At 71.9% G+C, this 12,509-nt stretch carries 14 protein-coding genes; 3 read left to right on the top strand and 11 right to left on the bottom strand.

The features are described 5' to 3' along the window. Nucleotides 1–8: 8 nt before the first annotated feature. The 11 genes from ACSDG8_RS16565 to clpB form a co-directional block, all read right to left on the bottom strand. Complete coding sequence (locus ACSDG8_RS16565) at nt 9–1,007, bottom strand: hypothetical protein (RefSeq protein WP_210892958.1); 999 nt, start codon at nt 1,005–1,007, stop codon at nt 9–11. A 64-nt stretch (nt 1,008–1,071) separates the two neighbouring features. Next, complete coding sequence (locus tag ACSDG8_RS16570) at nt 1,072–2,640, bottom strand: polyamine aminopropyltransferase (RefSeq protein WP_307856141.1); 1,569 nt, start codon at nt 2,638–2,640, stop codon at nt 1,072–1,074. Beyond that, complete coding sequence (locus ACSDG8_RS16575) at nt 2,637–3,401, bottom strand: hypothetical protein (protein WP_210892414.1); 765 nt, start codon at nt 3,399–3,401, stop codon at nt 2,637–2,639. Before ACSDG8_RS16575 ends, ACSDG8_RS16570 begins: the two co-directional genes overlap by 4 nt. Further along, nucleotides 3,401–3,823: a DUF350 domain-containing protein gene (locus tag ACSDG8_RS16580; RefSeq protein WP_210892412.1), complete on the bottom strand. Its 423-nt coding sequence runs from the start codon at nt 3,821–3,823 to the stop codon at nt 3,401–3,403. Before ACSDG8_RS16580 ends, ACSDG8_RS16575 begins: the two co-directional genes overlap by 1 nt. A gap of 34 nt (nt 3,824–3,857) precedes the next feature. Further along, complete coding sequence (locus ACSDG8_RS16585; RefSeq protein ID WP_247678174.1) at nt 3,858–4,766, bottom strand: hypothetical protein; 909 nt, start codon at nt 4,764–4,766, stop codon at nt 3,858–3,860. Next, on the bottom strand, nt 4,766–5,188 hold the full coding sequence (locus ACSDG8_RS16590; RefSeq protein ID WP_210942624.1) for a DUF350 domain-containing protein: 423 nt from the start codon (nt 5,186–5,188) through the stop codon (nt 4,766–4,768). Before ACSDG8_RS16590 ends, ACSDG8_RS16585 begins: the two co-directional genes overlap by 1 nt. Before the next feature lie 33 nt (nt 5,189–5,221). Further along, nucleotides 5,222–5,647 (bottom strand): DUF4247 domain-containing protein, encoded by a 426-nt coding sequence (locus tag ACSDG8_RS16595; protein ID WP_210900673.1) that lies wholly within the window; start codon nt 5,645–5,647, stop codon nt 5,222–5,224. Next, nucleotides 5,644–6,138 (bottom strand): DUF2617 family protein, encoded by a 495-nt coding sequence (locus ACSDG8_RS16600; protein WP_210900670.1) that lies wholly within the window; start codon nt 6,136–6,138, stop codon nt 5,644–5,646. Before ACSDG8_RS16600 ends, ACSDG8_RS16595 begins: the two co-directional genes overlap by 4 nt. Before the next feature lies 1 nt (nt 6,139). After that, nucleotides 6,140–6,778 carry a DUF4178 domain-containing protein gene (locus ACSDG8_RS16605; RefSeq protein WP_210900667.1) on the bottom strand — a complete coding sequence of 213 codons (639 nt, stop codon included), beginning with the start codon at nt 6,776–6,778 and terminating at the stop codon, nt 6,140–6,142. Between the two features lie 81 nt (nt 6,779–6,859). After that, complete coding sequence (locus tag ACSDG8_RS16610; RefSeq protein ID WP_210900664.1) at nt 6,860–7,240, bottom strand: hypothetical protein; 381 nt, start codon at nt 7,238–7,240, stop codon at nt 6,860–6,862. Between the two features lie 198 nt (nt 7,241–7,438). Then, a complete protein-coding gene (gene clpB / locus ACSDG8_RS16615; RefSeq protein WP_210895638.1) occupies nt 7,439–10,030 on the bottom strand; it encodes an ATP-dependent chaperone ClpB in 2,592 nt (863 codons plus the stop codon). A 160-nt stretch (nt 10,031–10,190) separates the two neighbouring features. Between clpB and ACSDG8_RS16620 the strand changes: the two genes are divergently transcribed. The 3 genes from ACSDG8_RS16620 to ACSDG8_RS16630 all read left to right on the top strand — a co-directional run bounded on the left by ACSDG8_RS16620 (nt 10,191) and on the right by ACSDG8_RS16630 (nt 12,508). Beyond that, nucleotides 10,191–10,691, top strand: a complete 501-nt coding sequence (locus tag ACSDG8_RS16620) for a cation:proton antiporter regulatory subunit (protein WP_210895627.1) — start codon at nt 10,191–10,193, stop codon at nt 10,689–10,691. Nucleotides 10,692–10,696: 5 nt separating this feature from the next. Continuing rightward, on the top strand, nt 10,697–11,914 hold the full coding sequence (locus ACSDG8_RS16625; RefSeq protein ID WP_210895626.1) for a cation:proton antiporter: 1,218 nt from the start codon (nt 10,697–10,699) through the stop codon (nt 11,912–11,914). A gap of 165 nt (nt 11,915–12,079) precedes the next feature. Beyond that, complete coding sequence (locus tag ACSDG8_RS16630) at nt 12,080–12,508, top strand: hypothetical protein (RefSeq protein WP_174532840.1); 429 nt, start codon at nt 12,080–12,082, stop codon at nt 12,506–12,508. Nucleotide 12,509 lies beyond the last annotated feature (1 nt).

The following is a 12,509-nucleotide window of genomic DNA, read 5'->3' on the forward strand; positions in this document are numbered from 1 at the left end:
GGAACGGCTCACCGCTCCGCGGCGCGGCGCAGCCGGCGGTGCTCGGCGGTGACCACGCCGAGCAGCGCCAGGTCGAGCGCGACCGCGGAGACCGCGCCGAACTGGTTGACGGTGAAGTTGAAGACCTGCCCGAACAGCAGGTCGACCAGGAGCGCCAGCTTGAACAGCCGGAACGCCTCGGCCCGGTTCCGGCGCAGCAGCCAGGCGGCCCAGAGGCCGAGCACGGCGGTGACGAGCGCGGTGGCGCTGACGCCGAGCACCGCGCCCCATTCCCGCTCCTGGTCCAGGTGCCCGGTGACGCCGTCCAGGACCACCGCGACAACCGTGAGCACCGGCTCCACCACCAGGTAGACCACCACCGGCCAGACCAGCCAGCGGCGCCCGGCCGCCCAGGCGGCGAGACGCCGGGCCCGGTCCGCCGCCCGCTGCCAGATCCGCACCGGCGGCGGTTCCCGACGGGGTACGGCGTCCAGCAGGTGCGCCATCGCCGTCTCGGTGGCCGGTCCGGTGCCCTGCACGAGGCGCAGCACGGCGATCCGCCGCCTGTCGGTCAGCCCGGCGGGCAGGCCGCTGAGCACCACGTCCAGCGCGTTGGCGGTGCGCTCGGCGGGCGTCAGCCGGGATCGGCCGGTCCGCCCGCGTACCGCCTGGGTGAGCAGGACCAGCAGCGCGAACGCGACGTAGATGATGGCGGCGGCGGGGGCGTAGAAGTAGTCCGTGCCGGTGGTGACGAACTTGCCCACCTCGTCGATGAACAGCCCGAACCCGATGCCGCCGACGACCGCCCCGCCGGTACGGGCGCCGCCGCCGAGGAAGACCAGCGGGATGCCCAGGCCCACGGCGAGCAGCAGGCCGCCCCAGAGCACGTGCGCGATGTGCAGCCCGCCGCCGCCGAGCTGCGGATAGTCGGTGGCCTTCAGGTACGCGCGTACGGCCAGCACGGTGACCACGCCGGAGAGCACGAACGCCTGGAGGTAGGACGCCGCCTGGATCGCCCGGGTCGGCAGCCGGCGGACCAGCCAGCCGATCCCCGGCCGGTAGCGCGGCGATTCGGGTGGCATGTTCCGAAACCTAGTAGCCGCGCCACTCCTCGCGGGCGTAGTCCAGCACCCTGGGCCGCAACAAGGTGTTGGCCGGCATGTCCAGCCGGGCCCGGTCGGCGGGGAACGTGGCGGCGGCGGCCAGCACCGCCGGGGTGAGGAAGCGCAGCGGCGGCGGATCGTCCGGCAGCGCCAGCTCCGGCGCGACGTCACCCGGCGCGGCGAGCACGAACCCCCAGTCGCCGAAGCTCGGCACGTCGACGTGGTACGGCACGGTGGCGAAACCGGCCTCGCGGATCGACCGCTCGATCGACCAGTACGACCGGGGCGCGAAGTAGGGGGACCCGGACTGCACCACGAGCCGCCCGCCGGGGGCCAGCACCGGCCGGATCAGCGTGTAGAACTCGATCGTGTAGAGCTTCGCGGTAGCCGTCTCGTCCGGGTCGGGCAGGTCGGCGATCACCACGTCGAAGCGGTCCGTGGCGGTACGCAGCCAGGCGAACGCGTCCAGGTTGAGCACCCGTACCCGGGGGTCGGTGAGCGAGCCGCCGTTCAGCTCGCGCAGTTGCGGCTCGCGGCGGGCCAGCTCGACCACTGCCGGGTCGAGGTCGACGAGCGTCACCGAACGCACGTCCGGGTATTTGAGGATCTCCCGCGCGGCCAGCCCGTCCCCGGCGCCGAGCACCAGCACGTCGCCGTGCGGCCCGTGCATCGCCGGGTGCACGAGCGCCTCGTGGTAGCGGTACTCGTCGATCGAGCTGAACTGGAGGTCGCCGTTGAGGAACAGCCGCAGGTCGGTGGCGGAGTGGCCGGGCTCGCGCACCGAGCGGGTCAGCACGATCTCCTGGTAGCGGCTGCGCTCGGCGTGCACCACCGGGTCGCGGTAGAGCTGCTGGCGGGTGGTCACCTCGAAGTCGTGGGCGGTCACCCACGCGTACCCGAGGAGCAGGCCGACCGCGACGGTGGCCGCGCCCAGCGCGGCCCGCGCCCGCCGGCTGAGGTCGGCGCGGAACACGGTGAAGACGAGCACCACCCCGGCGACGGCGTTCACCGCGCCCACCACGAGCGCGCCCTTGAGCTGGCCGAAGACCGGGATCAGCAGGAACGGGAAGGCCAGCCCGCCGAGCAGCGCGCCCACGTAGTCGGCGGCGAACAGGTCGGCCACCGCGCTGCCCGCGGACTGCTCCCGGATGCGTTGCAGCATCACCATGAGCAGCGGGATCTCCGCGCCGATCAGCAGACCGAGCACGAACGCGGTGCCGACGAGCGCCGGGCCGTACAGGTCGAGCCAGGCGAACGCGGCGTAAAGACCGAGCACGGACAGGCCGCCGAGCAGCGCCAGGGTCAGCTCGATCACCGCGAACGAGACCACCGCCCGGGACTGCAACGGCTTCGCCACCAGCGCGCCGACGCCCATCGCGAAGACCATCACGCCGAGCACGATCGACGCCTGGCCGACCGTGTCGCCGATCAGGTAGCTGCCGAGCGCGACCAGCGCCAGCTCGTACACCAGGCCGCAGGCCGCGCAGACGAAGACCGCGAGCAGGACCGCCGCGCGCGCCAGGCGCCACCGCGGCCGTGCGGCCACGTCGGCGGTCACCGGATGCTCCGGGTACGTCCGGCGGCTCCCGCCGCGGCGCGCTGCGCGGGCACCCCGCCCCGGTGCCTGCGGCGCTGTCGCACGCCCACGCCGATGAACAGCGCGGCGAGCAGGAACAACGCGGCCGAGGTGAGGATGTAGAGCCACCGGTCCCGCCAGAAGTCGCTGCCGGCGTCCGGCAGCGGCGCGGCGGCGGTGGACGGCGCTGCGGTGGGCGGCGCGGCCGGTCCGGCGAGCCCTCGCTCGGCGGCGAGCAGCGGCAGCATCGTGGCGGCCCGGGTGACGGCCCAGCCCGGGTCGCCGAGGAACGCGTCCTCGTCCAGCCCGAAGCGGCCGAGCCCCGTCTCGATCGCGTAGAGCTCGGAGTACTCGATGTCCTCCGAGCCCTTGATCTGGATCGTGGCGGAATCCTCCGACTCGCTGCTGGACGAGGTGTACCTGACGTTCGCGGAGACCGCGATCCAGCGCGGGCAGCCGGGCGCGTCGATGACTGTGGTGCCGTCGCCGAGGTTGGAGCCGACGCTCACGTCGTCGTACACGTCGAGCAGTTCCCAGCCGTAGCAGATGCCCTGGCTGTCGGTGGCCGCCTTGAGGATCGGCACGGTGCCGGACCGTTCGTCGGCCGCCGGGGCGGGGACGGAGGTGTCCGAGTCGCCGCCGAACACGCCGATGGCGCAGACGAAAACCACGAAACCCCCGACCACGGACCAGATCACCGTCTGGGTGCGCTTGTCCTTCCCCACTGCGGGCTTGCCGCTCATCAGATGATCGCGGCGGCGATGATCGCGCCGGTGGCGAGGTGCACCGTGGCCGAGACCCACACCGCCGGATGCGGCTGCGGATCGACCAGCAACTCACCGAGCTTGCCCGGAGTCGCCGCGTCCAGCAGCACGAACGCCACCGCCATGATCACCAAACCGAGAATGCCGTACGCGCCCGCCCCGATCAGACCCAGCCGGAAATCATCGGCGCTCGCCACGATCGCCGCCACCACGATCGTGCCCACCCCGATCAGGTTCGACGAGAGCAACACCGCCGCGTTGCGATTGCGCTCAACCCAGATCAACTCGTGGAGCTTGCCCGGGGTGGCCACATCGACCAGGACATAGCCGATGGCCATCAGAGCGATGCCGACCACGCCGTACGCGAGGGTGACCAGCAGATCGGTGAGGAGATGTTGCACAGAAGACTCCAGGGTGAGGGGATCGAGCGAAGGGCTACTTACCGGAACCGCGGGCGCGCTGCACGGTCGCCTCGCCCCGCTGCTTGCGGCGCTGTCGCAGGCCCACGACGAGGAACAGTGCGGCGACCAGGAAGAACCCGGCCGAGGTGAGGATGTAACCCCACCGGTCCCGCCAGAAGTCGCTGCCGGCGTCCGGCAGTGGCGCGGCGGCGGTGGACGGCGCGGCGGTGGGCGCCGCGGCCGGTCCGGCCAGCCCGCGCTCGGCGGCGAGCAGCGGCAGGATCGTGGCGGCCCGGGTGACGGCCCAGCCCGGTTCGTCGAGGAACGTCTCCTCGTCCAGCCCGAAGCGGCGCAGCCCGGTCCGGATCTCGGTGAGGTCGGTGAACGTGATGCCGTCCGAACCCTCGATCCGGATGAGGACGTCGTCGTCCTCCCTCTCGCCCGTCATGGAGGAGTACCTGACCTCGGCGGTCACCTCGATCCAGCGCGCGCAGCCCGGCGCGCCGGGGGCCGGCATGCCGTCACCGTGGTTGGAGCCGACGCTCACGTCGTTCCACCCGTCGGACAGCCTCCAGCCGTAGCAGATGCCCTGGCTGTCGGCGGCCGCCTTGAGGATCGGCACGGTGCCGGAGCGCTCGTCGGCCGCCGGGGCGGGGACGGAGGTGTCCGAGTCGGGGCCGAAGACGCCGAGGAGGCAGAGGGCGAGCACGCTCACCACCACGACCCAGAAGAACGCCTTCTTGCGCTTCTCCTTCACGTTCTCCGGTGTGGCGGCCCAGCCGTCGGCCGCTCCCGTGAACCGGCCCACCATCCTCCGGCGCTTCGCCTCCTTCTCGTCCGACGAGGCGGAGACGAACCATTCGTCCAGCATCTCCCCGGCCAAGGTCAACGCCGGGTTGCGCTTCTCCTTCTTCTCCCCCGAGGCGGCATTCCAGTCGTCCATCAGATGATCGCGGCGGCGATGATCGCGCCGGTGGCGAGGTGCACCGTGGCCGAGACCCACACCGCCGGATGCGGCTGCGGATCGACCAGCAACTCACCGAGCTTGCCCGGAGTCGCCGCGTCCAGCAGCACGAACGCCACCGCCATGATCACCAAACCGAGAATGCCGTACGCGCCCGCCCCGATCAGACCCAGCCGGAAATCATCGGCGCTCGCCACGATCGCCGCCACCACGATCGTGCCCACCCCGATCAGGTTCGACGAGAGCAACACCGCCGCGTTGCGATTGCGCTCAACCCAGATCAACTCGTGGAGCTTGCCCGGGGTGGCCACATCGACCAGGACGTAACCGACGGCCATCAGGACGACGCCGACCACGCCGTACGCGAGCGTGACCAGCAGATCGGTGAGGAGGTTCTCCACAGAAGACTCCAGGGGTGAGGGAATCGAAGAGGGCTACTTACCGGAACCGGGGCCGCCGCCCCGCACCGTGCTGCCTCGGCCCCAGCCCCAGCTGTTGCCGACGACGGTGTGGTAGCGGGGGTAGGCGGTGGTCATCTTCTCCAGCAGGATCACCGAGCCGACGGCGAGCGGGAGGATCACCACCGAGTCGTCGTCGTAGCGCAGGTAGACGCCGCTGCCGTCGACGTACTGGTCGGCCGGGCGCCAGGCGTCGGTGATCTGCTGGGACACCTCGCTCGGCGTCTTCTTCGAGGTGTACGCGATCGCGTTCGAGCCGATGTCCCGCCCGGAGGCGCGGGAGAAGTTGTCCTCCACGTAGCCCCGGGGCGAGAAGTTGCCGTAGAAGATCGTGAAGGCGGCGACGAGCGCGCCGATGACGGCGACCGCCACGCCCACCACGAACCACCGTCGGTACGTCACAGCTCCTCCACCACGGTCTCGGTCAGGACCAGCTCGTTCGTCTGCGGATAGACGTGCCAGGTGCGCCAGGCGAGCGCGCCGTCCGGCGGCCGGGGCCGGACGGAGAGCGCGGTGACCGCGTCTTCGTCGCCGGGGAAGACCCCGATCAGCGCGTACGGATCCTCGGCCAGTTCGGCGCGCAGCGCCGCGACCCGGGTACGCAGGCCGTCGCCTTCCGGCCGGAGCACGGTGGCCATGAACCGGTAGCCGGCCGTCTCGTCGTGCAGCGCGTCCGGCAGGTGCGGCGGGCGGCCGGGCAGGCAGGCGACGGTCTCGGTGAGCCCGCCGAGCACCACCTGATGGGAGGCGCCGAGCAGGCGCAGCCGCAGCCGGGGCAGGCCGGGCAGGTCGAGGTCGCGTACGGCCAGCGCCGGCAGCTCCGGGCCGCCGAGGGCCAGGCTCAGGTCGGCGGCGCTGGTGTCGACGTAGGGGGCATCAAGGCAGACGAGCACGTCAGCGCACCGTCTCCGGGCCGCCCTGCGGGTAGATCATCACCTCGGCGTGGCGCAGCTCCTCACCGAGGTTGACCTCCCAGCCGGCCTCCCCGTACGCCTCGAACGACAGCCGCGCCCCGCCGGGCGCCTGGTAGTCGTAGTAGCGCATGGTGCCGTGCGGATCGAGGCCGGTGCCCTCGGTCGCGGTGTACCGGGCCTGGCCGGACTCGTCCCAGTTGTAGCGGCGGCCGGCCATATCCAGCGTCGGGGCGCCCGGCGTCACGGTGGCCCCCGGCTCGCTGGTCCAGAGCACCAGCTCCAGATCCGGGTCGGACTCGACGGACAGCCAGCGCTTCACCCCGCCCGCGTCGTCGAGCAGGTGCTCCGCCCAGCTCCAGCCGCCCTCGACCAGGTGCACCGAGCCGCGCACCGTGTACGGCACGGCGCGGATCTCGACGATGTCGCCGGGCTTGAGCGCGCGCGGGTCACCGCGCAGAGCGTCCGCGTCCCGGTCCCGGAACGGGTCACCCGGCGCCGCCTTCGTCTTCGGGCCGGACGCGGAACGGGACTTCCGCATCGCAATCACGGCGATCACCACACCGGCCACCCCGACGAGGCACCCCAGCGTGGTCACCACGTACGCCAACGAACCGTTCACGACCGCCTCCCCCAACATGCTCGGCGGGAACGGTAACAACCGCGGACAAGCTTGCTGAAGTCCCGGACGCTGAGTGTTCGCTCAGTTACCTGCGTGGCCGGCGAGCCGGTCGGCCGCGTACTCGCCCAGCGTGGCCTGGCCCATCAGGCATCCGGAGAACGTGGTGAACTCGCCGCCGTCGTCGCGCAGCCGGGTCCACGCCGCCCGCCCGGCCGCCGGATCGACCGCCTCCAGCAGCGTCGCCGCGTACGCCCGGCCGGCCGGCGAACCCTTGCGGAGCAACTTGTCGACCCGCTTGCGGGCCGCCTCCGGGTGCTCCCGCAGCCCCTGTTCCAGCCGCCGGTACGCCTCGGTCGCGGGCAGCACCTGCCCCGCCAGCCCCACCCCGCCGAAGGCGAGAGTGTCCGCGCGGTCGAGTTCCCGCGCCGCCTCGTCCAGTTCCCGCTCCCACGTCCCGCTCATGCCCCACTATGTGCCCACCCCACCACCCCTCCCAACCCCAAGGAAGGGCCCCTTATTAACGCCTCCGGTAGAGGAAGGGCCCCCTATTAACACCGCACGACGCGCGGGCGCAGGCGGGGCGCGGGGGCGGGGGCGGGGGCGCGAGGGACGGCGAAGGCCCGGCCTTGAGAGGGCCGGGCCTTCGCGGGGTGGGACGGGTCAGGCGGCGGTGACCGCCAGGGACTCCTTCGTGTCGGACAGGTCGACGCGCACCGTGTCGCCGTCGCGGATGTCGCCGGACAGCAGCGCCTTGGCGAGCTGGTCGCCGATCGCCGACTGCACCAGCCGGCGCAGCGGGCGGGCGCCGTAGATCGGGTCGTACCCGTGTTCGGCCAGCCACGTGCGGGCCGCTTCGGTGATCTCCAGGCCCAGCCGGCGGTCCGCCAGTCGGCGGCGCATCCGGTCGAGCTGGATGTCCACGATCGACCGCAGGTCCTCGCCCTGGAGCGCGGCGAACACCACGATGTCGTCGAGCCGGTTGAGGAACTCCGGCTTGAAGTGGGACCGGACCACCGCGAGCACGCCTTCCCGGCGCTCGTTCTCGGTGAGCGTCAGGTCGCTGATCACCGACGAGCCCAGGTTCGAGGTGAGGATCAGGATCGCGTTGCGGAAGTCCACGGTACGGCCCTGACCGTCGGTGAGCCGGCCGTCGTCGAGCACCTGGAGCAGTACGTCGAAGACGTCCGGGTGCGCCTTCTCCACCTCGTCCAGCAGGATCACCGAGTACGGGCGGCGGCGTACCGCCTCGGTGAGCTGGCCGCCCTCCTCGTAGCCGACGTACCCGGGCGGGGCGCCGACCAGGCGGGCCACCGAGTGCTTCTCGCCGTACTCGCTCATGTCGATGCGGACCATGGCCCGCTCGTCGTCGAAGAGGAACTCGGCGAGCGCCTTGGCCAGCTCGGTCTTGCCGACGCCGGTCGGGCCGAGGAACAGGAAGCTGCCGGTCGGGCGGTCCGGGTCGGCGACGCCGGCCCGGGCGCGGCGTACCGCGTCGGAGACCGCGCCGACCGCCTCGGCCTGGCCGACCACGCGGGCGCGCAGCGACTCCTCCATCCGGAGCAGCTTGGCGGTCTCGCCTTCGAGCAGCCGGCCGGCGGGGATGCCGGTCCAGGAGGCGACCACTGCGGCGATGTCGTCCGCGCCGACCTCCTCCTTGAGCATCGCGCCGTCGGCCTGGAGCCGGGCCAGCTCCTCCTCGGCCTGCTTCAGCTCGGTCCGCAGCGCGGGGATCCGGCCGTACCGCAGCTCGGCGGCGCGTTCCAGCTCGCCGTCGCGCTCGGCCCGCTCGGCCTCGCCGCCGAGTCGTTCCAGCTCCTCCTTGGCGGTGGAGAGCTTGGTGATGTGGCTCTTCTCGGTCTGCCAGCGCTCGGAGAGCGCGGTGAGCTGCTCGCGCTTGTCGGCCAGCTCCTTGCGCAGCCGCTCCAGGCGCTCGGCGGACGCGGCGTCCGGCTCCTTGGCCAGCGCCATCTCCTCGATCTCCAGGCGGCGTACCGCCCGCTCGATCTCGTCCACCTCGACCGGGCGCGAGTCGATCTCCATGCGCAGCCGGGACGCGGATTCGTCGACCAGGTCGATCGCCTTGTCCGGCAGGAACCGGTCGGTGATGTACCGGTCGGAGAGCGAGGCGGCGGCCACGAGCGCGGCGTCGGTGATCCGTACGCCGTGGTGCACCTCGTAGCGCTCCTTGAGCCCGCGCAGGATGCCGATCGTGTCCTCGATTGTGGGCTCGCCGACCAGCACCGGCTGGAAGCGGCGCTCCAGGGCCGGGTCCTTCTCGATGTGCTCGCGGTACTCGTCGAGCGTGGTCGCGCCGACCATCCGCAGCTCGCCGCGGGCCAGCATCGGCTTGAGCATGTTGCCGGCGTCCATCGAGCCCTCGCCCTTGCCGGCGCCGACCACGGTGTGCAGCTCGTCCAGGAACGTGATGACCTGGCCGTCGGAGTTCTTGATCTCCTCCAGCACCGACTTCAGCCGCTCCTCGAACTGGCCGCGGTACGACGCGCCGGCGACCATCGCGCCGAGGTCGAGCGAGACGAGCTTCTTGTCGCGCAGCGACTCCGGCACGTCGCCGGCCACGATCCGTTGGGCCAGGCCCTCCACGATCGCGGTCTTGCCGACGCCCGGCTCGCCGATCAGCACCGGGTTGTTCTTGGTACGCCGGGACAGCACCTGGATCACGCGGCGGATCTCCGAGTCCCGGCCGATCACCGGGTCGATCTTGCCGTCGCGCGCGCTGGCGGTGAGGTCCACGCCGTACTTGGCCAGGGCCTGGTAGGTCTGCTCCGGGTCGGCGGTGGTGACCCGGCGGTCGCCGCCCCGGACGGTCGGGAACGCGGCGACCAGGTTCTCCTCGGTGGCGCCGGAGTTCTTCAGCGCGACCGAGACCGCGCCGCCGACCCGGGCCAGGCCGGCCAGCAGGTGCTCGGTGGAGGTGTACTCGTCGCCCAGCGGGCGGGCGATCTGCTCGGCGGCGCCGATGGCGTTGACGAACTCGCGGGCGAGCGTCGGCTCGGCGATGCTCGACCCGCGCGCGGCGGGCAGCGCGTCGACCGAGCGCAGGGCGACGCGGCGCAGCTCGGCGGGGTCGGCCCCGACGGCGCGCAGCAGGCCCGCGGTGGTCGAGCCCTCGGTGTCCAGCAGTGACAGCAGCAGGTGCCAGGGCTCCACGGTGGCGTGGCCGCGCTGGTTCGCCAGCGCGACGGCACCGGTGATGGCTTCGCGGCTCTTGGTGGTGAGTCGTTCCGTGTTCATGGGCTCCCCCGGATCGGCGTGTCCACTGGACATGACACAACCAGAGTTGAGTCTATTCCGCTCAACTCCACTCGTGTGACCTGAGTCACCACTCGCCGGCCGAATGGCGAGACATCGACCCCACCGAAAACGTGTGCGCGGCAGCGGTAGCCTCACCGGCGTGCGAGTACGTGTCGAGCAGACCTCCCTGCCCGGGATCGGCGTCCGTCATGACCTGATGACGGAGTCCGGCCGCCGGCTCGGTGTGGTCTCCCACCGCAATGGCCGTCGCGACCTGGTCCTCTACGACCCGGAAGATCCCGACTCCTGCCAGCACGACATCCCGCTCACGGACGACGAGGCCGAGGCGCTCGCCGACATCCTCGGCGCGTCGCTGATGCTGGGTCAGCTCTCCGGGCTGCGCGAGCAGGCCGCCGGGCTGCTGACCGAGCAGATCGCCATCCCGGCCGGGTCGAAGTACGTCAACAAGCGGCTGGGTGACACCAAGGCGCGGACCCGGACCAGCGCGTCGATCGTCGCCGTGCTGCGTCAGGGCACGGTGAACGTCTCGCCGGATCCCACTTTCCGGTTCGAAGCCGGCGACGTGGTCGTCGTGGTCGGGACCCGCCAGGGCCTCGACGGCGTGACCGCGATCCTCGCCGAGACCGGCCCGGACGTCTGACGCGTATGCACGAAACCACCATCCTGCTCATCGAGGTCGGTGCGCTGCTGCTCCTGCTCGGCCTGCTCGGCCGGCTGAGCCGTCGCTTCGGCGTCTCACCCATCCCGCTCTACCTGCTCGCCGGCCTCGCCTTCGGGCACGGCGGCCTGCTGCCGCTCAACGCCAGCGAGGAGTTCTTCGCCGTCGGCGCCGAGATCGGCGTGATCCTGCTGCTGGTCATGCTCGGGCTGGAATACAGCGCCAACGAGCTGGTGGGCAACCTCCGCTCGGCCGCGCCCGCCGGCCTGATCGACGCGGTGCTCAACGCGCTACCCGGCTTCGGGTTCGCGCTGCTGCTCGGCTGGGGCTGGGTCGCCGCCGTGGTGCTCGCGGGCGTCACCTGGGTGTCGTCCTCGGGCGTCATCGCCAAGGTGCTCGGCGACCTGGGCCGCGTCGGTAACCGGGAGACGCCGGTGATCCTCTCCGTCCTGGTGATCGAGGACCTGGCGATGGCCCTCTACCTGCCGCTGGTCACCGCGCTGCTCGCCGGGGTAGGCCTGATGAAGGGCGGCATCGCGCTCGCCGTCGCGGTGTTCACCGTGGTCGTCGTGCTGGCCGTGGCGATCCGGTACGGCCACCTGATCTCCGCCGCGCTGTCCGCCAAGGACCCGGAGGCGCTCCTGCTCGGGGTGCTGGGCCTGACCCTGCTCGTCGCGGGCGTCGCGGCCAAGCTCCAGGTCTCCGCCGCCGTCGGCGCGTTCCTGGTCGGCATCGCGCTGTCCGGGCCGGTGGCGCACCACGCCACCGAACTGCTCTCCCCGCTGCGGGACCTCTTCGCCGCTGTCTTCTTCGTGTTCTTCGGGCTGGTCACCAACCCGCTGGACATGCCGCCGGTGCTGCTGCCCGCGCTGCTGCTGGCGGTGGTCACCATGGCGACGAAGGTGGCCACCGGCTACCTGGCCGCCCGCCGGGTCGGGATCGCCGAGCCCGGTCGCTGGCGGGCCGGCCTGGCGCTGACACCGCGCGGCGAGTTCTCCATCGTCATCGCCGGGCTGGCCGTCTCCGCCCTCTACCCGGTGGACCCGAAGCTGGCGGCGCTCGCCACCGCGTACGTGTTGATCACGGTGGTGACCGGCCCGCTTCTCGCCCGGCTGCCCGACACGCAGTGGTTCAAGCAGTGGCTGCGCACCCGCGCCGCAGCCGCCCGTACGCCGGCGCCGTTGCCCGCGCCGACCGGAGACTGACCGGTGCCGGGCCGGGTCCGCCGCAGGGCAGATCCGGCCCGGCGTTGTCAAATTGATCCCCGGAAGGTCTACCACTGCTCCGCTCAGCCGCGTTAACGTTTCGGCCCAGCAGCCAGGGTCCGCGGGTGGCCGGTGCCCCCGCCAGCGCAAGCGGAAGGTCGGCCGGTGAGCGTGCAGGAAGAGACGTTCCACGGCTTCGCCAATCCGGTCGATCCCTCGCCCGCCGAACTCCGGGCGTGGGCCTACCAACCGGATTCGGTGCCGCTGACCTCGATGCCGCCCGACTGGGACCTGCTGGTCGCCGGTGACCACCTGGTGCAGACGCTGTTCGACCTGGCGATGGACCAGGGCTGCCCGGCTCGCCGGTTCGCGCTGCACTGCCTCTACATCTACGCCGCCGACGGCATCCGGACGAACTTCCGCGCCCATCCCAAGCGCCGTTTCCGCAAGCTGGTCGAGCAGGCCGAGCGCGCCGGCGACGACCTGATGCGCAACTGGGCGCACAACAGCCGCGTGCTGCTCGCCCGGCCGGACCTCTTCGTCTACCGGGACTGGTGCGAGGGCGGCCTGGTCCGCGAGAACCGCCGCCTCTGAC

The sequence above is a fragment of the Micromonospora sp. LA-10 genome, from assembly GCF_051853095.1.
Taxonomy (GTDB): Bacteria; Actinomycetota; Actinomycetes; order Mycobacteriales; family Micromonosporaceae; genus Micromonospora; species Micromonospora echinospora_A.

Excerpts from the sequence above, each read along its gene's own strand:
- ACSDG8_RS16575 (WP_210892414.1), bottom strand. The coding sequence starts at position 3,401 with ATGAGCGGCAAGCCCGCAGTGGGGAAGGACAAGCGCACCCAGACGGTG.
- ACSDG8_RS16585 (WP_247678174.1), bottom strand. The coding sequence starts at position 4,766 with ATGGACGACTGGAATGCCGCCTCGGGGGAGAAGAAGGAGAAGCGCAAC.
- ACSDG8_RS16610 (WP_210900664.1), bottom strand. The coding sequence starts at position 7,240 with ATGAGCGGGACGTGGGAGCGGGAACTGGACGAGGCGGCGCGGGAACTC.
- clpB (WP_210895638.1), bottom strand. The coding sequence starts at position 10,030 with ATGAACACGGAACGACTCACCACCAAGAGCCGCGAAGCCATCACCGGT.
- ACSDG8_RS16625 (WP_210895626.1), top strand. The coding sequence starts at position 10,697 with ATGCACGAAACCACCATCCTGCTCATCGAGGTCGGTGCGCTGCTGCTC.